At 74.0% G+C, this 16,881-nt stretch carries 16 protein-coding genes; 7 read left to right on the top strand and 9 right to left on the bottom strand.

Going from position 1 to position 16,881, the window contains the following annotated elements; genetic code table 11:
• Positions 1–1,290 (top strand): metallopeptidase TldD-related protein, encoded by a 1,290-nt coding sequence (locus PKC53_RS04080; protein WP_324426585.1) that lies wholly within the window; start codon positions 1–3, stop codon positions 1,288–1,290.
• 82 nt (positions 1,291–1,372) lie between these two features.
• Here the strand turns inward: PKC53_RS04080 and PKC53_RS04085 are convergent, their stop codons facing one another.
• Both PKC53_RS04085 and PKC53_RS04090 read right to left on the bottom strand, forming a co-directional pair.
• The gene (locus PKC53_RS04085; protein WP_324426587.1) at positions 1,373–1,777 is read right to left on the bottom strand and encodes an SWIB/MDM2 domain-containing protein; all 405 of its coding nucleotides are present in this window, start codon (positions 1,775–1,777) and stop codon (positions 1,373–1,375) included.
• Between the two features lie 107 nt (positions 1,778–1,884).
• A complete protein-coding gene (locus tag PKC53_RS04090; RefSeq protein ID WP_324426589.1) occupies positions 1,885–2,034 on the bottom strand; it encodes a hypothetical protein in 150 nt (49 codons plus the stop codon).
• 70 nt (positions 2,035–2,104) lie between these two features.
• On the opposite strand from PKC53_RS04090, the gene PKC53_RS04095 reads away from it, so the two are divergent.
• Together PKC53_RS04095 and PKC53_RS04100 are read left to right on the top strand one after the other, a co-directional pair.
• Positions 2,105–2,530 (top strand): hypothetical protein, encoded by a 426-nt coding sequence (locus PKC53_RS04095; protein ID WP_324426591.1) that lies wholly within the window; start codon positions 2,105–2,107, stop codon positions 2,528–2,530.
• Positions 2,531–2,594: 64 nt separating this feature from the next.
• Positions 2,595–2,948, top strand: a complete 354-nt coding sequence (locus tag PKC53_RS04100; RefSeq protein ID WP_324426593.1) for a phage holin family protein — start codon at positions 2,595–2,597, stop codon at positions 2,946–2,948.
• 5 nt (positions 2,949–2,953) lie between these two features.
• Here PKC53_RS04100 and PKC53_RS04105 read toward each other — a convergent pair whose 3' ends face one another.
• Entirely contained in the window at positions 2,954–4,525 is a 1,572-nt protein-coding gene (locus tag PKC53_RS04105) for a M48 family metalloprotease (RefSeq protein ID WP_324426595.1), read from the bottom strand.
• Positions 4,526–4,635: 110 nt separating this feature from the next.
• On the opposite strand from PKC53_RS04105, the gene moaC reads away from it, so the two are divergent.
• The gene (gene moaC, locus PKC53_RS04110; RefSeq protein WP_324426597.1) at positions 4,636–5,124 is read left to right on the top strand and encodes a cyclic pyranopterin monophosphate synthase MoaC; all 489 of its coding nucleotides are present in this window, start codon (positions 4,636–4,638) and stop codon (positions 5,122–5,124) included.
• Between the two features lie 21 nt (positions 5,125–5,145).
• On the opposite strand, the gene PKC53_RS04115 is transcribed toward moaC, so the two are convergent.
• Complete coding sequence (locus PKC53_RS04115; protein ID WP_324426599.1) at positions 5,146–6,126, bottom strand: LysR family transcriptional regulator; 981 nt, start codon at positions 6,124–6,126, stop codon at positions 5,146–5,148.
• 24 nt (positions 6,127–6,150) lie between these two features.
• On the opposite strand from PKC53_RS04115, the gene PKC53_RS04120 reads away from it, so the two are divergent.
• The gene (locus PKC53_RS04120; RefSeq protein WP_324426601.1) at positions 6,151–7,026 is read left to right on the top strand and encodes a class I SAM-dependent methyltransferase; all 876 of its coding nucleotides are present in this window, start codon (positions 6,151–6,153) and stop codon (positions 7,024–7,026) included.
• A gap of 16 nt (positions 7,027–7,042) precedes the next feature.
• Here the strand turns inward: PKC53_RS04120 and PKC53_RS04125 are convergent, their stop codons facing one another.
• The 5 genes from PKC53_RS04125 to PKC53_RS04145 all read right to left on the bottom strand — a co-directional run bounded on the left by PKC53_RS04125 (position 7,043) and on the right by PKC53_RS04145 (position 14,696).
• On the bottom strand, positions 7,043–8,767 hold the full coding sequence (locus tag PKC53_RS04125) for a Wzy polymerase domain-containing protein (protein WP_324426603.1): 1,725 nt from the start codon (positions 8,765–8,767) through the stop codon (positions 7,043–7,045).
• A 50-nt stretch (positions 8,768–8,817) separates the two neighbouring features.
• Positions 8,818–9,831 (bottom strand): ABC transporter permease, encoded by a 1,014-nt coding sequence (locus PKC53_RS04130; RefSeq protein WP_324426710.1) that lies wholly within the window; start codon positions 9,829–9,831, stop codon positions 8,818–8,820.
• Positions 9,832–10,108: 277 nt separating this feature from the next.
• Entirely contained in the window at positions 10,109–11,143 is a 1,035-nt protein-coding gene (locus PKC53_RS04135; protein ID WP_324426605.1) for an ABC transporter permease subunit, read from the bottom strand.
• 7 nt (positions 11,144–11,150) lie between these two features.
• Positions 11,151–13,061 (bottom strand): extracellular solute-binding protein, encoded by a 1,911-nt coding sequence (locus PKC53_RS04140; RefSeq protein ID WP_324426607.1) that lies wholly within the window; start codon positions 13,059–13,061, stop codon positions 11,151–11,153.
• 57 nt (positions 13,062–13,118) lie between these two features.
• Positions 13,119–14,696 carry a thioredoxin family protein gene (locus PKC53_RS04145; protein ID WP_324426609.1) on the bottom strand — a complete coding sequence of 526 codons (1,578 nt, stop codon included), beginning with the start codon at positions 14,694–14,696 and terminating at the stop codon, positions 13,119–13,121.
• Positions 14,697–14,794: 98 nt separating this feature from the next.
• On the opposite strand from PKC53_RS04145, the gene PKC53_RS04150 reads away from it, so the two are divergent.
• Both PKC53_RS04150 and PKC53_RS04155 read left to right on the top strand, forming a co-directional pair.
• Positions 14,795–15,553 (top strand): class II glutamine amidotransferase, encoded by a 759-nt coding sequence (locus tag PKC53_RS04150; protein WP_324426611.1) that lies wholly within the window; start codon positions 14,795–14,797, stop codon positions 15,551–15,553.
• Between the two features lie 105 nt (positions 15,554–15,658).
• A complete protein-coding gene (locus tag PKC53_RS04155; protein ID WP_324426613.1) occupies positions 15,659–16,879 on the top strand; it encodes a DUF4382 domain-containing protein in 1,221 nt (406 codons plus the stop codon).
• Positions 16,880–16,881 lie beyond the last annotated feature (2 nt).

Genomic DNA, 16,881 nt, shown 5'->3' on the forward strand with positions numbered 1-16,881 from the left:
ATGGACTCCCGCCCCGACCTGGACGCCGTCGCCGGGCGCGCGCTGCAGCGCCTGCGCGCAGCCGGCTTCGAGCACGCGCAGGCCACCGCGAGCGTCACGCGACGCGACGAGCTGAACATCGCGCACGACGAACCCAGCCTGCTGCGCAGCACGACGACGCCGCGCCTCGGCCTGGTGGGCATCGTCGGCGCACGCCGCGCCGCCACCGAGCTGACGAGCTTCGACGACGCCGCGCTGCGCGAAGCCTGCGCGGCGCTCGCCGCCGACGCCGCCGGCGCCCCGATCGACGAGGCGCACGCCGTGTCGGCCGGCGAACACGCGCGCATCGTGCAGGGGCCGCAGCGCGGCTCGCTCGACCTGCTCGCCGAGAAGGTCGCCGAACTGCTCGACTTCCGGCGCCGCGAGGCGCCGGCGTTCCAGCTGCAGGAGGGCTTCGCCGCGCACCGGCACGTGCACACGCGGGTGCTGACCACCGGCGGCAGCGCGCTCGAGGCCGCGGTCGGCTGCTACGAGATCGAGGCGGTGGGCACCGCGCGCGACGGCGCGCGCGCGAGCTCGTTCAACTTCGCCGGCGGCAGCGTCGACGATCCGTCGGCCGCGCGCGCCGAATCGCACTTCGGCATCGCGACGATGATGCGCGACGCACTGCGGCAGACGCACACGCAGGCACTGCCGGCGCGCTTCACCGGCACGGTGGTGCTCACGCCGCCGGCCGTCGGCGACCTGCTCGAGTGGCTGCTCGAACAGGTCGGCGACCAGCGCCTGCTCGGCGGCAGCTCGCTGTACCGCGAACGCGTCGGCGACGCGGTCGCCTCGCCGCGGCTCGACGTGCGCAGCCGCTTCGACGCACCGGGCGTCGCCGCGCTGTCGGCTGACGCCTTCGTCGCGCGACCGCTGCAGCTGCTGCGCCGAGGCGTGCTGGCGACGCTGCTGCCCAGCCTGTACGCCAGCCGCCGCACCGGGCTGCCGCACGTGCCCACCGCGGCGGCGGGCTGGGACGTCGGTGCCGGTGACACGCCGCTGGCGTCGCTGGTCGCCGGGGTCGGGCGCGGGGCGCTGGTCGGCCGGCTGTCGATGGGGCGGCCAGCCCCCAACGGCGACTTCTCGGGGCTGGTGAAGAACAGCTTCCTGATCGACGGCGGGCAGGTCGGGCCGGCGCTGTCGCAGGTGATGATCGCCGGCAACGTCGCGCGCATGCTGCTCGACGTCGACGGCGTCAGCGCCGAGCGCATCGACTACGGCACGCTGCGCGCGCCGTGGCTGCGCGTCGGCGGGCTGCACTTCTCTTAAGCCGGCGCGAAAAAAAAAGGCCGGTGCAGGGCACCGGCGTCGTCGCGGTCGGGGCGGGCCGCGGCGGCCCGCCGCGCCCCCTTCACTTCAGGTGGGCGTTGATCATCTTGGTCATCTCGAACATCGACGCCTGCGCCTTCTTGAAGATCTCCTTCAGCTTGGCGTCGGCGTTGATCATCCGCTTGTTGACCTCGTCCTGCAGCTTGTTCTTCTTGATGTAGTCCCACACGCGCTTGGTCACCTCGGTGCGCGGGAAGGGGCCCTTGCCGATGATCGCGGCCAGCGCCTCACTCGGCGTCATCGCCTTCATGAACGCGGCGTTCGGCGTGCGCTTCTTCGCCGGGGCCTTCTTCGCGGCGACCTTCTTCGCCGGCGCCTTCTTCGCGGCGACCTTCTTCGCCGCAGCGGCCTTCTTTGCCGGCGCCTTCTTTGCCGGGGCCTTCTTCGCCGCCGCCTTCTTCGCGGGGGCCTTCTTCGCAGTTGCCATTTGAATGCTCTCCATCAAGTGAGTGACTGATGTGCCTGGTGCGGGCGAGGACCGCATGAGCCCTCGTTTCTCTCGGCCACCCTGCGGCGCGAATGGTAATGCCCGCGTCACACGTTGAGAAGCCGTTTTCCCTCTGAAAACCCGCGTTCGCGCCCTGCGGCGCATGCTTTGTCGCAACCAGGCGTCAGATCGTGCGCGGCGCGTCGCCGCGCGGGCTTGCGCCGCGCGCGCAGGTCGACGACGATCGGCGGCGCCATCCACACGACGCATGACCGACATCCCCCCCGCCGCGATCCGCGGCATGCCCGAGACCGGAGAAGTGCTGCGGTGAGTGCCGGCGTCGCGCTGCTGCTCGCGTCGGCGCTGCTGGCGCTGGGGCTGCTGACGTCGCGCGACGAGCCACCGGCCGACCCGCCCGCCACCGCCGCGACCCCCGCTGCGCCGATGCGACCCACGCCTGCGACACCGCCCGTCGACGAGACGGCGCGCACGCTGCTCGACGCGGTGCTCGCCGACGCGGCGCGTCGCGGGGGCGCGGCCGCGCAGCTCGTCGCGTTCGAGGCGCTCACCTGGCCCGACGGATCGCTCGGCTGCCCGCAACCCGACCGCGTCTACACGCAGGCGCTGGTGCCCGGCTATCGCATCGTCGCGCGCGCCGGCGACACCGAACACCACTACCACGCGAGCCGACGCGGCCAGTGGGTGTGGTGCCCGCAGGCACGCCGCGGCAAGCCGGCGGGCAGCGCGACCTGACGACGGCCGCGGCAGGGCCGGTGCGGCACGCCGTGGCGCGAAGTCGCGGTGGTATCCTGCCCCGATGCTTCTGCTGCTGCGCTGGTTCCTGCTCGCCTGTGCCCTGCTGCTCGTCGCCTACCTGTACCCCGGCGTGCAGGTCACGAGCTACGCGTCCGCGCTGTGGGCGGCGCTGGTGCTGGGGCTGCTCAACGCGCTGGTGCGCCCGGTGCTGGTGCTGCTGACCCTGCCGATCACGCTGGTCACGCTCGGCCTGTTCCTGTTCGTCGTCAACGCGCTGATGTTCTGGGCCGCCGCGTCGCTGCTGTCGAACTTCAACGTCGCCGGCTTCGGCGCGGCGCTGATTGGCTCGATCCTGTACAGCGTGCTCGCGATGGTCATCGACAGCGCGCTGCAGCAGTTGTCGTCGCGGCGCTGACCGGTTCAGCCCCCGTTGCCGCGCATCTCGGCCATGCGCGCGCGGTGCTCGGCCTGCAGGTCGCGCAGCCGCGCGTCGATCACCGACAGCTCGACGAAGTCGCTGGTCGCCCCCTCGCGGGCGAGGCGCTGGCCGGCGCGCAGGCGGTCGATCGCGCCGGGCAGGTCGCCGAGCGCGGCGCGCGCCTCGGCTTCGGCGCGCACCGCGCGCAGCGGCTGGCCGAGCAGCGCCGCGCCCTGCGACAGCAGCGACCACGCCAGCGCGTCGCCGCGCCGCTCGGCGGTCCAGGCCTGCAGGGCCTCGACGCTGCGGCGCAGCGTCGCCGCCGTCGGCGCCCCGGCGCGCGCGGCCGCCAGTGCCGCCTGCGCGCGCTGCAGCAGCCACGCGCGCGCCGCCTGGGGTTCGGCGTCGAGCAGCGCGAGCGCGCCGGCGGCATCGCCGCGCGCGACGCGCACCTCGGCGTCGAGCAGCGCGATCGCGTGCGCGGCACGCCGGTCCTCCTGCGCGTCGCGCAGCGGGCTGTGGCGCAGCAGTGCGCGCGCGTCGGCCAGTGCCGGCACCGCCGCGTCGGCCTCGCCCAGGCGCAGCGACGCCAGCGCGTTGCCGTACAGCGCGCCCAGCCGCTGCGCCGGCGACGCGTCGGGCGCGGCGCTCGCCTGCTGCGCGCGGCGCAGCGCCTGCACGCCGGTGGCCATCAGCACGCGCGCGCGCGCCTGCATCAGCGCGTGTTCGAACACGCCCGTCGTCGCCGGGCGCACCGTCGTCAGCGACTCGAGCCGCGTGCGCGCCTCGCCGATGCGCTCGATCGTCAGCGGGTGCGTGCGCAGGTACGGGAAGCTGTTGTCGTCGACCAGCCGCGCCGACTGCGCCATGCGCTCGAACATGAAGGCCATGCCCTGCGGCGCGTACCCGGCGTCGACGAACAGGCCCCAGCCGATGCGGTCGGCCTCGCGTTCCATGTCGCGCGAATAGTTGAGCTGCCCCTGGATCAGCGCGGCCTGGCTGCCGACCACGGCGGCCTGCGCGGCGTCGGCGCTGCCCGCACGGCTGGCGGCCAGCAGCCCGAGCATCATCGCCGCCAGCCCGACCAGGCTCTGACGCTGCGCGCTGGCGATGCGCCGCGCGATGTGCCGCTGCGTCACGTGCGACAGCTCGTGCGCGAGCACCGACGCCAGTTCGTCGCGCGTGTGCGTCATCGCGATCAGCCCCAGGTGCACGCCGACGAAACCGCCGGGCAGCGCGAACGCGTTGACGCTGCGGTCGCCGACGAGGAACACCTCCCACGCGAACGCGGTGTCGATGTCGACGCCGATGTCGCCGCGCGAGCGCGCCGCCGCGGCCAGCGGCTGCCACAGCGACTGCACGTAGTCGAGCAGCAGCGGGTCGTCGAGGTAGCTCGCGTCGCGCCGCACCTCGCGCATGATCTGCTCGCCCAGGCGGCGCTCGTCGCTGACCGACAGGTCCTCGGAGACCGCGTCGCCGAGCGTGGGCAGGCGCACCTGCGCCAGCGGCGCGTGGGCCGGCCAGCCGGCGCCGATCAGCGCGGCGGCCACGAGGTGGACGAGGGGTTTCTTCATCAGCATGGGCGCGCCGCCACGGCGCGCCGGCGGTTGGAGCCGACACCCGCGCCGAGGTTCAGCGGCGGGCCGGCACTATGATCGCACCGCCACGTTGCCACTTCGTTGCCATGAGTCCGACGCTGACCCACTTCGACGCGCAAGGCCAGGCGCACATGGTCGACGTCGCGTCGAAGGACGCAACGCACCGCGTGGCGCGCGCCAGCGGCCTGATCCGCATGCAGCCGGCGACCTTCGAGCTGGTGCGCAGCGGCGGCGCGAAGAAGGGCGACGTGATCGGCGTCGCGCGCGTCGCCGCGATCCAGGGCGCCAAGCGCACCGCCGACCTGGTCCCGCTATGCCACCCGCTGGCGCTGACGCGGGTGGCGGTCGACTTCGAGCTCGACGCCGCGCTGCCCGGCGTGCGCTGCACCGCGCAGGTCGAGACGCTGGGACGCACCGGCGTCGAGATGGAGGCGCTGACCGCGGTGCAGGTGGGCCTGCTGACGGTGTACGACATGTGCAAGGCGGTCGACCGCGGCATGGTGATCGGCGACATCCGCGTGCTCGAGAAGAAGGGCGGCAAGTCGGGCGACTGGTCGGCGCCGCCGCCGGCGTAGGCGCCGCACGCCGCGCGGCGTTCAGCCGGTGATGATCGGTCGCAGCCGGGCGACGTCCTCGGTCAGGAAGTCGAAGAACGCCTCGACCGCCGGCGTGTGGCGCAGCTCGCGCGTGGTCAGCACGCGCCAGATGCGCGTCAGCGCGGCCACCGGGCCGAGCACGCGCACGAGCTCGGGCTCCGCGTCGCCGAGTGCGGTGGGCAGCGGCGCGATGCCGATGCCGGCCTTCGCCGAGTACAGCAGCCCGAGCACGCTGTCGCTGCGCGCGGCCAGCCGGGCGTCGGGGGCGACGTCGCGCAACCACGCCGACGCGCGGTGGTCGCGCAGGCTGTCGTCGAAGCCGACCAGCGCGTGGGCCGGCAGGTCCTCGACCCGCTGCGGCCGCCCGTGGCGCGCGATGTACGCTTGGCTCGCGTAGACGGCCCACAGCGAGTCGCCGATCTTGCGCCCGACCAGCGCGCCGTCGTCGGTGTCGCCCGAGCGCAGCGCCACGTCCGCCTCGCCCTTGCCGAGGTCGACGTAGCGGTCGCTCATCACGAACTCGACGCGCACGTCGGGGTGGCGCGCGTGAAACTCGTCGAGCAGCCGGGCGTTCGTGATGCGGTGGACGAGCGGCTGCGGGCACGTCACGCGCAACACCCGCGCCGCGTCGCGCCGTGCGCGTTCGACCCGCTGCTCGAAGGCGTGCACCGCCTGCTCGACGGCATTCGCGGCGGGCAGCAATGCCTGCGCGAAGTCGGTCAGCCGATACCCGCGGGTCTGCCGCTGCACCAGCGGCGCGCCGACGCGGCGCTCGAGCTCGGCCAAGCGCCGCTGCACCGTCGACGCGTCGACGCCCAGGGCGCGCCCGGCCGCCAGCGTGCCGCCGTGGGCGGCCACCGCCAGCAGGTACCTGAGATCGTTCCAGTCGAAGGCACGAGGCAGGGGTCGCGCCTGCGCGACCCCGTTGTGCGAACTTGCGCCTGTTGCTTCGCGTGCGCGGTGCCTACGCTTGAGGTGCATCTGGACCGAACCCGAGGAGCCGCGATGTCCACCGTTGCCGACGACCGAGTATCCGCCACCACCGACGTGAAGGCCACCGCACGCGACGCCTGGGACCGCTGCGCCCAGGGCTGGAACGACCACTCGCCGGCCATCCGCCGCTGGCTGGCCACGGCCACCGGGGCGATGCTGGACATGGCCGGCATCCGGCCCGGCGACCGCGTGCTCGACGTGGCCGCCGGCGCCGGCGACCAGACGCTGGACATCGCGCGCCGCGTCGGCACGCAGGGCCGGGTGCTGGCCACCGACCTGTCGCACGAGATCCTGCGCCACGCGAAGCGCAACGCCGAAGCCGAAGGGCTGACGCAGGTCGACACGCTCGTCGGCGACGGCGAGCAGCTGCCGGTGCCGTCGGGCGGCTTCGACGCCGTTGTCTGCCGGCTCGGGCTGATGCTGTTTCCCGACCCGCGGCAGGGCCTGCGCGAGATGCACCGCGCGCTGCGCCCGGGCGGCGGCGTGTGCACGCTGGTGTTCTCGGCGCCGCAGGCCAACCCCTGCATCGGCATCCTGCTGCGCACGGCGCTGCGCCACGCCGGCCTGCCGCCGCCCGACCCGTGGCAGCCGGGGGGCCTGCTCAGCCTGGGCCAGCCCGGGCGCCTCGACGCGTTGTTCCGCAGCGCCGGCTTTCGCGACGTCGCCACCACCGCGGTCGACGCGCCGTTCCGACTGCCGACGGTCGAGGACTACCTGCGCTTCGTGCGCGCGTCGGCCAGCCCGATCCAGCGCCTGCTCGGCCGGCTCGACCCCGCCGCCGAGCAGGCGGCGTGGGACGACATCGAGGCGCAGCTGGCCGGCTTCGCCACCGCCGACGGCTGGATCGGCCCGAACGAGCTGCTGCTCACGGCCGCGCGCAAGCCCTGAGCGGCGCGGCGCGCGTTCAGCGCAAGAAGTCCCGCCATCCCAGCACCGTGCCCGGTGGCTCGCACTGGAACGGCGTCGCCGCCGGCGCGTCGGTGCCGGCCGGGGCCGCGCCGGGTTCGCAGGGCGCGAAGAACGCACGCGACTCGGGACGGCGGAACTCGCGCAACCGCGCCGCGATGTGGCGCGCACGGTCAAGGTCGCCGGCGTCGGCCCAGGCGCGCGCCCAGGTCTGCAGCAACCGCGTGTCGAGCAGGTGGAACGCGGCGCGCCCGCAGGCGTCCATCGCCTGTGCCGGCTCGGCGGCGACCGTGGCGGCGGCGTAGTCGGCGTGGTGGCCGAACAGCACGCTGCCCTGGCCTTCGGCGATGCGCTGCGCCAACGGCGCCGCGTCCGGCGGCGGCGCGAAGATGCGCGCGATGCGCAGGTAGTCGCCCATCGCGACCACCGCGCCGAGCAGCATCGCCAGCCCGCACCACACCAGCGGCGAACGGCCCCGGCGCGGCGCGCCCCGCGCCGCGCCGCCACCGCCCAGGCAGGCACCCCAGGCCCAGGCCGCAGGCAGCAGGAAGTGCGCGTACCACAGCGGGTACTCGAGCAGGCTGTGCACGCCGACCAGCAGCAGCATCACGAACAGCGCGCGGCGCGGCGCACCGGCGCCCCACGCGCTGCGGCCGGCGCGCCACAGCGCGAACAGCATCAGCGCCAGCATCGACAGCCCCAGCGGCAGCCCGAACTCGACGGCGAACTGCAGCGGCAGGTTGTGCGTGTGGTCGAAGAACGCCACCGGCCGCGACGGCAGCGGCGTCAGCGTCCACGCGAAGTTGAAGCGCCCGAAGCCGACGCCGGTCCATGGCTGCTGCGCGATCAGCGTCAGCGTGTCGGACCAGATCGCGAAACGCGAGCTCGACAGGTCGGCCTCGGCGGCGCGTGTCGCCGCACCGACCGCGAGTCCGCCGAGCCACGATGCGGCCCAGGCCAGCGCGTAGACCAGCGGCGCGCCGAGCAGCAGCGTGCGCGCGAAGCGGCCCAGCCGCCGGTCGGCCAGCCCCCACAGCGCGAGCAGCGCGACGCCCAGCGCGCCGGTGCGCGATCCGGTCAGCTCGAGCGCGGTCAGCAGCAGCAGCCAGGTCGCGGCCGCGGCGACGCGCGCGCGCCGCGGCGCCGCGTCGGCCAGCGGCACCAGCGCGATCGCACCCCACAGCAGCAGCGTCGCCAGGTGGTTCGGCTGGCGCAGGTTGCCCACCGCGCGACCGGGCAGCGTCGAGCGCGCCACCCAGGTGCCGTCGGCCCACGCCGGCGCGAACACCTGCACCACGGCGATGGCGGCGCTGGCCACACCCGCGAGCACCCAGGCCCACAGGAACGCCCGCACCGCGGTGCGGCCGGCGCCCGCCGCCGCGAGCAGCATCGTCGCGGCGCCCGCGATCACCGCCAGCGGCGGCAGCACCAGGCTGGCCGGCAGCGGGCCGGCGACGCCGCCGGCCAGCGCCAGCACGACGACAGCGGCGAGCACCGCGAGCAGCGGCCAGGTGGCGCGCGCCGCGCTGCCGAGCGCCGCCGCGCCCGGCGACGCGGGCCAGGCGAGCAAGGCGACGAAGCCGCCCCACAGCCCGAAGGCCGCGGCCTGGTTGAAGAAGGTCGACGACGGCGGCAGGTTCCACGCCAGCAGTGCCGGCAGCAGCGCTGCCGCGGCGGCGCTCGGCGCGAGCCACCTCGACGGGTCGTGCGGGGTTCGAGGCACCGGGGATTCGCGGCGAGGCGATCGCCGCGCACCGCGGCGGTCGCCGTCGCTCAGGATTTGCGCGTGTCGAACGCGTCGCGCAGCGCGTCGCCGATGAAAGTCAGCAGCAGCATCGTCAGCACCAGCAGCGCGAAGGTGGGCACGATGATCCACCAGGCGTCGAGGTTGTTCTTGCCCTGGCGCAGCAAGTCGCCCAGCGAAGGCGTCGCCGCCGGCACGCCCAGGCCGAGAAAGTCGAGCGAGGTCAGCGCGACGATCGCGCCGCTCATGCGAAACGGCAGGAACGTGATCACCGGCGTCATCGAGTTCGGCAGCACGTGGCGCCAGATGATCTGGCCGTTGCTCAGCCCGAGCGCACGCGCGGCCTTGACGAACTCGAGGCCGCGGTTGCGCAGGAACTCGGCGCGCACGTAGTCCGACAGTCCCATCCAGCCCCACAGGCTGAGCAGCACCAGCAGCAGCAGCAGCGACGGTTCGAAGATGCTGGCGAAGATGATCAGCAGGTACAACTCGGGCACCGCGGCCCAGATCTCGATCAGCCGCTGCAGCGTCAGGTCGAGCCGCCCGCCGAAATAGCCCATCAGCGCGCCGGCGGCCACGCCGATCACTGTGCCGGTGATCGTCAGCGCCAGCGCGAACCAGATGCTGACGCGAAACCCGTACAGCAGGCGCGCGATCATGTCGCGCCCGTTGCCGTCGGTGCCGAGCCAGTTGTCGGCCGACGGCGGCGCGGGGTCGCTCTTCTTCGTGAAGTAGTCGCTGCTGTCGGCGCCGTGGCGGTTCAGCGTGAACAGCATCCAGCGGCCCGGCCGCGCGAACTGCTCGGCGATGAACGGGTCGGTCCAGTCGGTGGGCGTGCCGAAGTCGCCGCCGAAGGTCGTCTCGGGATGGTTGCGAAACGCCGGGAAGTAGGTCTGCCCGTCGTAATGCGCGACCAGCGGGCGGTCGTTGCTGATCAGCTCGGCGAAGGTGGCCAGCACCAGCATCGTGACGAACACCCACAGCGACACGACGCCCACGCGGTTGCGCCGGAATCGCGCCCAGGCACGCTGGTTCGGCGACATCGGCACCACCGTCGGCAGCGCCGGCGCGCCGGCGCTCGCGCCGACGGCGGGGGGCAGCACGGCGCTCATGCCCGGATGTCCCCGGTCGCTGGCGCGCGGGTGGGCGTCGCCGCCACGCCCCGCGGGACCGGCGGGTCGAGCGGCCGCCGCGGACCCGGCTTGGGCTTCGGCATCACACCGCTCGCCCGGCGTGGGCCTGCGCCCGCGCGCCGGCGTCCTGCCGGCCCTCCGGCGGCGCCCCCTGGAGGCAGACGCCGAAGGCGCTTCGGGGAGGTCGTCATCGCCCCACCGCGCCGAACTGCACGCGCGGGTCGATCACGACGTACAGGACGTCCGACACCAGCTTGACCACCAGCGCGATCAGCGTGAACAGGTACAGCGAGCCGAGCACCACCGGGTAGTCGCGCCGCACCACCGACTCGTAGCCGAGCAGCCCGAGCCCGTCGAGCGAGAACAGCGTCTCGATCAGCACCGAGCCGGCGAAGAACGCGCCGACGAACGCCGCCGGGAAGCCGGTGACCAGCGGGATCAGCGCGTTGCGGAACACGTGCTTCCACAGCACGCGCCGCTCGTCGAGCCCCTTGGCGCGCGCGACCAGCACGTACTGCTTGCGCATCTCCTCGACGAAGGTGTTCTTCGTCAGCAGCGTCGTCACCGCAAAACTGCCGACGACGAAGCAGGTCAGCGGCAGCGCGAGGTGCCAGAAGTAGTCGACGATGCGCGCCGGCCAGCTCAGCTCGTCCCAGTTGTCCGACGTGAGCCCGCGCAGCGGGAACCAGTCGAGGTAGGTGCCGCCGGCGAACAGCACGATCAGCAGCACGCCGAGCACGAAGCCGGGGATCGCGAAGCCCACCAGCACCAGCAGCGAGGTCAGCAGGTCGAATCGCGAGCCCTCGCGCACCGCCTTGGCGATGCCCAGCGGCAGCGAGATCAGGTACGAGATGACGAAGGTCCACAGGCCCAGCGAGATCGACACCGGCAGCTTGTCCTTGATCAGTTCCCACACCGGCTTGTTGTGCAGGAAGCTGGTGCCCAGGTCGAAGCGCAGGAAGGCGCCGAGCATCTCGACGTAGCGCACGTGCGCCGGCTTGTCGAAGCCGTACAGCTTCTTCAGCTCCTCGATCTGCTGCGCGTCGCTGTCGCGCCCGGCCTTGTACAGGCCGCCGTCGCCGCCGCCGGCGGTGCGCGCCTCGGCCATGATCTGCTCGATCGGTCCGCCGGGCACGAACTGGATCACGACGAAGGTGATGGTCAGCGCGCCGAGCAGCGTCGGGATCATCAGCAGCAGGCGCTTGGCGACGTAGCTCAGCATCGCGGCCTCATCTGCGCCTGGCGCCGGGCAGCGTGTCGTCGGCCCACCAGGCGGTCACCGCCCAGGCCGGGTTGTCCGACAGCGCGCTCTCGATCGTGTAGTACTTCGGCCTCACCTTCGGCAGTCCGAAGCGGTTCCAGTAGCTGGCCTTCTCCTCGGCGGCGTAGAGGTCGGGCACCTGCCACGCGCTCCACATCACGACGCGGTCGAACGCGTGCGCCGCGGTGCGCAGCTCGTCGAGCGTGCGTGCCTGGCCCATGCGCTCGAGCAGGTGGTCGGCGGCGCGGCTCTTCACGCCGCGGAAGTTGTTGCTGCCGGGCTCGTCGGCGGCGGCGCTGCCGTACAGCGTGACCAGCGTGGCGACGTTGGGCAGCTGGAAGTCGCCCTCGACGATGGTGATCATGTCGAAGTCGAAGGTCTCGAGCCGGCGCCGGTACAGCGCGAAGTCGACGTTGCGCACCGTCAGCTCGATGCCGAGCTTGCGCAGGTTCAGCTCCCAGTCGGGCAGGCGGCTGCCTTCGCCGGGCGCGAGGTACTCGATGGCGAACGCCTCGCCGGCGGCGTTGCGCAGCTTGCCGTCGGCGGCCAGCGTCCAGCCGGCCTGCTCGAGCAGCGCGCGCGCCTGCAGCAGGTTGGCGCGCAGGCGCTTCGGGTCGGCGCCGGTGGTCGGCGCGCGGTAGGCCGGACCGAACACCTCGGGTGGCAGCTCGGCGCGGAACGGCTCGAGCAGCGCCAGCTCGGCCGGGGTCGGCAGGCCCGCGGCGGCGAACTCGCTGTTGTTGAACACGCTCTCGGTGCGCTTGAACTGGCCCAGGCGGTTGAGCGTGTCGAAGTCGTACGTGTAGTCGAGCGCACGGCGCACCCGCAGGTCCTGGAACTTGGCGCGGCGCAGGTTCAGGTGGTAGGACTGCAGTCCCTGGCCGACCTGGGTCGGGAACGGGTCCTTGACGATGCGCCCGTCGTCCCACTTCGGACCCTTGTGCTGGCGCACCCAGCTGCGCGCGCCGTACTCCTTGTAGATGTCGAACTCGCCGGCCTTGAAGGCCTCGCGGGCCACCGCGGCGTCGCGGTAGTAGCGGTAGACGACGCGGTCGAAGTTGAAGAAGCCGCGGCGCACGCCGAGGTCGCGGGCCCAGTAGTTCGCGTCGCGCACGAACTCGATGCGCCGCCCACCGCCGGCGCGAGCGATCGTGTACGGACCGCTGGTGACCGGGTACTCGGTGACGATCTCGTCGAAGCGCCGCGCCGTGCCGTCGGTGCCGGCGCCCCAGCGGCGCGAGAACACCCGCATGGTGCCGACCGCGAACACCGCGTCGGCGGTGCGCTCCTTCAGGTCGAAGCGGATGGTGCGCGCGTCGAGCACGGTCGCGCGCTCGACCACCGCGTAGGCGGAGCGATACGCCGGCGCCGCGTGCGGCCCGGAGAGCATGTCGAAGCTGTGCTTGACGTCGGCCGCGGTCACCGCGTCGCCGTTCGTGAACCGCGCCTTCGGGTGCAACCTGAAGGCCACCGCGCTGCGGTCGGGGGCGACGCGGATCGCCTCGGCGAGCAGGCCGTACATCGTCGCCGGCTCGTCGCCCGACATCACCGCCAGCGGCTCGAACATGAAGATCATCATCCCGGCCGGCGAGTTGCCTCGCGTCGTGAACGGGTTGAACTTGTCGAAGCTGCTGCGGCGGTCGGGGTTGCGCAGGTACAGCGTGCCGCCCTTGGGCGCGTCGGGGTTGACGTACTCGAAGTGCGTGAAGCCGGCCGGGTACTTCGGTGCGCCGAAGGCGGCGTAGCCGTGCGCCCAGCCGGCTTCGGGGTCGTCGGCATGCGCCACCAGCGCCCACAGCGCGGCCGCCAGCGCCAGCGCCACGCGCTGCAGCCAGGCGCGCCGCGGCGACCGGGCAGGAGATGCGGGGGCGAGGGGCATGCGCGGCAGTCGGCGAACGCGCGCATTGTGCGCGACCGCGTCGGCGTCGCGCGAGCGTCAGCTTTCGCCGCCGCCGGCTGCGCGGCGCGAAGCCTGCAGCAGGCCGCGGCAGCCTTCGCGCTGGCCGTCGGCGTCGGGCAGCTTCGCGCACACCGGCGCCAGCTGCGCGCGCAGGCGCGCGATGGCCGCGTCGTGACGGCCGTCGAGGTTCCACGCCAGCAACTGACCGCCGGCGCGCTGCAGCGAGCGCAGGCTGCGGCCGTAGAACGCCGACGCGTCCTGCGCCGCCTCGCCGAACAGCCGCGACGCCGCGGCCTCGACGCGCGACGCGTCGTCGGGCGCGAGCTCGACGAGTTGCGCGAGGTGACTGGCGCCCCACTGCAGCCGCGTCGCCGGGCCGACGCTGGCCGTCCACGCCTGCTCCGACCAGCGCAACGCCTCGGCCTTGTCGCCGCGGCGCTTCGCGTTGCCGGCCAGCTGGCTCATCAGGTAGTACGGCGAGTGGCTGCGCTGCAGGTTGGCCACGAGCAGTGCGTCGGCGTCCGCGGCGAGGCCGGCGCGCCCCAGCAGGTAGGCGGCGGTGGTGATCACGGCCTGGCGCTCGTAGCCGTCGACGATCTCGCGGTCGTCGCGCTCGACGTGCCGGCGCACCTCTTCGCGCAGCGCCGCGGGCAGCCGGACGGTGCCGCCGTCGTGCTCGGGCGGCAGCGCCAGCCGTGCCAGTTCGACGCGCGCGAGCAGCGCGAGCACGCGGTCGGCGCGCGACAGCGTCGCGTCGGCCACCAGCCGGCGCAGCGCCGCGTCGTAGCGCTGCACCAGGGCGTCGCGCTCGGTGCTGCCTTCGTCGGCGAGGGCGCGCACGATCTCGCGCGCGTGCTGCACCAGCAGGTCGGCCTGCGCGCGTGCGGCCGCCGGGTCGGCCAGCAGCGCGCCGACGCGCGCGCGCAGCGCGTCGTCGGCGCGCAACCCCTTGCCGTCGTCGCTGTCCGCCACCGCGCGCAGCCACAGCCGCTGCGCGAGCCGCGCGTCGGGCGCGGCCGCCGCCAGCCGCGCGGCCAGCGCGGCGCGTTCGGCGTCGGGCACCAGCGATCCGCCGTCGGCCTCCCAGGGGTCGAACGCGACGAGTTGCCACTCCGACGGCGAGAGTGGCCTGCCGGCACGCGCGTCGGCGATCACGTCGCGTGCGGCGCGCCCGCCGGCCAGCCCCTGGCGCAGCAGCGCGACCACCTGCTCGGGCTCGGCCTCGCCGGGCAGGCGGGCGATCTCGCGCCCGTCGGCGGCGAGCAGCACCAGCGTCGGGTACCCGCGCACCTTGAATCGCGCGCCGAGCCTCTGCGCGCCGGGACGGTCGCCGTCGACGTGCACCGCCACCAGTGCGCGCGACTGCTCGATGAAGTCGTGGCGGTTGAACAGTGTCGCCTTCAGCCGGTTGCATGGCGGGCACCAGCTCGCGCCCCAGTACAGCAGCACCGGCTTGCGTTCGGCGGCGGCGCGCGCGAAGACGCGCTCGATGTCGGCATCGGCCGCCGCGACCGCCCAGTGGCCCGGCAACGACGAGCCCTGTGCCAGCGCGTTGGCGCAGACCAGCGCGGCGGCCAGGGCGGCGACGCGCAACAGGATGGCGGGACGCGGCATGCGTGACTCTTCGGGAGTGGATCGGCCGATTCTGCGCCCGGTGCGGCCCCGTGGCACGCCTGCGGTGACGCGGGCGCCGCCGGCGGGAGAATGCCCCCATGTGCCAGTTGCTGGGCATGAACGCCAACACGCCGACCGACGCGATGTTCAGCTTCGCCGGCCTGGCCGCGCGCGCCGACGAGCACAAGGACGGCTTCGGCATCGCGTTCTTCGAGGACCGCGGCGTGCGCCTGTTCGTCGATCCGGCCGGCGCGCGCGCGTCGCCGGTGGCCGAGATGGTCAAGCGCTACCCGATCCGCAGCGAGAACGTGATCGCGCACATCCGCAAGGCCACGCAGGGCCGCGTCGCGCTGGAGAACACGCACCCGTTCATGCGCGAGCTGTGGGGCCGCTACTGGGTGTTCGCGCACAACGGCGACCTCAAGGGTTTCCGCCCGCGGCTGCACGCGGCGTTCCGCCCCGTGGGCGACACCGACAGCGAGCTCGCCTTCTGCTGGCTGATGCAGGAGCTGGCGAAGTCGCACGCCGGCGTTCCGGGCGTGGCCGAGCTCACGCGCACGCTGTCCGAGCTGCTGCCGCGGGCGGCGGCGCACGGCACCTTCAACGTGCTGCTGTCCAACGGCCAGGCGCTGTGGGCGCATGCGTCGACGGCGCTGAGCTGGGTGCAGCGACGCCACCCGTTCGGCGCGGCGACGCTGGCCGACGAGGACTTGCGCGTCGACTTCGCCGCGCTGACCACGCCAAACGACCGCGTCGCCGTGGTCGCCACCGAGGCGCTGACTCGCGACGAGGCCTGGCACGCCCTGCGCCCTGGCGAACTGGCGGTGTTCGTCGGCGGCGAGCGCGTGACTCCTTGACAGGGGCGCCGCGTTGCCACCGGTCACATCCGAAACGCCGGCTTGCGGCGGTGCGCGCGACACTCGGCGGTATCGCCGCTCCTGTCCGCCGGCCGGACCGCTGCCATGACGACTTTCGACACACCCCTGCTGCGCCAACTGGCGCGAGGCCTTCTGCTCGGCGCGGTGGCGCTGCTCGCCGCCTGCGGCGGCGGCGGCGACGACGAGGCCGGCGCCGCCGCTGGCACGCTGCGGCTGGCGCTGGCCGACGCACCGTCGTGCGGCTTCGACCACGTGCACGTCACGGTGCTTGGCGTGCGTGTGCACCGCAGCGCCGGCGCCGAGCCCGGCGACACGGGCTGGGTCGACCTGATGCTGCCGGCGCCGCGCCGGCTGGACTTGCTGACGCTGGTCAACGGCACGCTCGAGGAACTCGGACAGACGCCGCTGGCCGCCGGCCGCTACACGCAGATGCGGCTGCTGCTGGCGCCCAACACCGCCGGCTCGCCACTGGCCAACGCGGTGACGCCCAGCGGCGGCGCCGAGGTCGCGCTGACCACGCCGAGCGCGGTGCAGAGCGGTCTGAAGACGAGCGTCGACATCGAGGTGCGGCCGTTCGAGGTGGCCGACTTCGTGATCGACTTCGACGCCTGCCGCTCGGTGGTGCGCGCCGGTCGCTCCGGGCAGTACCTGCTCAAGCCGGTGCTGCGCGTGCTGCCACGGCTCGCCGGCGCCGGTGCACGCGTCGTCGGCCACGTGGCCGGCGCCGGCGCCACGGTGTCGCTGCAGGTCGACGGCGAGCCGGTGCGTGCGACCACGCCCGACCCGACCAGCGGACGCTACGAGCTGTACCCGGCGGCGCCGGGCAGCTACACGCTGGTCGTGGCCGGAGGCGGACGCGCCACCGGCGTGGTCACCGGCGTGCCGGTGCACGCCGACCGCGCGACGGTGGTCGGCACGGCCACGGCGCCGATCGTGCTGCCGCCCGCGGTGCCGCGCGAGGTCGGCGGCGAGCTGACGGTCGCAGCGTCGGTGAGCGGCGCCGACCATGCGACGGTGCGCGCGACGCAGGCCTTCGGCAGCGTGGCGCCGCTTGTGGTCGAGGTGGCGCAGGTGCCGGTGGCGGTCGGCGACGCCTACACGCTGACGCTGGACGCCGCGGCGCCGCGCATCGCGGCCTACGACCCGGGCACGGCGGCGCCGTCGTTCGCCGCCGCCGGCGCGGTGGCCGGCCGCTACACGCTGCAGGCGCGACTGCTGCCGCTGGGCCTGTCGCGCGCCGCGGCGCTGGACATCGGCGCGGGCGTGCCCGACCCGCTGCCCGCCGTCGACTTCGCGTTCCCGTGACG

It is taken from the genome of Azohydromonas sp. (assembly GCF_035325925.1).
Taxonomy (GTDB): domain Bacteria; phylum Pseudomonadota; class Gammaproteobacteria; order Burkholderiales; family Burkholderiaceae_C; genus Calidifontimicrobium.

Excerpts from the sequence above, each read along its gene's own strand:
- PKC53_RS04080 (WP_324426585.1), top strand. The coding sequence starts at position 1 with ATGGACTCCCGCCCCGACCTGGACGCCGTCGCCGGGCGCGCGCTGCAG.
- PKC53_RS04085 (WP_324426587.1), bottom strand. The coding sequence starts at position 1,777 with ATGGCAACTGCGAAGAAGGCCCCCGCGAAGAAGGCGGCGGCGAAGAAG.
- PKC53_RS04090 (WP_324426589.1), bottom strand. The coding sequence starts at position 2,034 with ATGGCGCCGCCGATCGTCGTCGACCTGCGCGCGCGGCGCAAGCCCGCG.
- PKC53_RS04100 (WP_324426593.1), top strand. The coding sequence starts at position 2,595 with ATGCTTCTGCTGCTGCGCTGGTTCCTGCTCGCCTGTGCCCTGCTGCTC.
- PKC53_RS04105 (WP_324426595.1), bottom strand. The coding sequence starts at position 4,525 with ATGAAGAAACCCCTCGTCCACCTCGTGGCCGCCGCGCTGATCGGCGCC.
- moaC (WP_324426597.1), top strand. The coding sequence starts at position 4,636 with ATGAGTCCGACGCTGACCCACTTCGACGCGCAAGGCCAGGCGCACATG.
- PKC53_RS04115 (WP_324426599.1), bottom strand. The coding sequence starts at position 6,126 with ATGCACCTCAAGCGTAGGCACCGCGCACGCGAAGCAACAGGCGCAAGT.
- PKC53_RS04120 (WP_324426601.1), top strand. The coding sequence starts at position 6,151 with ATGTCCACCGTTGCCGACGACCGAGTATCCGCCACCACCGACGTGAAG.
- PKC53_RS04130 (WP_324426710.1), bottom strand. The coding sequence starts at position 9,831 with ATGTCGCCGAACCAGCGTGCCTGGGCGCGATTCCGGCGCAACCGCGTG.
- PKC53_RS04135 (WP_324426605.1), bottom strand. The coding sequence starts at position 11,143 with ATGCTGAGCTACGTCGCCAAGCGCCTGCTGCTGATGATCCCGACGCTG.
- PKC53_RS04140 (WP_324426607.1), bottom strand. The coding sequence starts at position 13,061 with ATGCCCCTCGCCCCCGCATCTCCTGCCCGGTCGCCGCGGCGCGCCTGG.
- PKC53_RS04145 (WP_324426609.1), bottom strand. The coding sequence starts at position 14,696 with ATGCCGCGTCCCGCCATCCTGTTGCGCGTCGCCGCCCTGGCCGCCGCG.
- PKC53_RS04150 (WP_324426611.1), top strand. The coding sequence starts at position 14,795 with ATGTGCCAGTTGCTGGGCATGAACGCCAACACGCCGACCGACGCGATG.
- PKC53_RS04155 (WP_324426613.1), top strand. The coding sequence starts at position 15,659 with ATGACGACTTTCGACACACCCCTGCTGCGCCAACTGGCGCGAGGCCTT.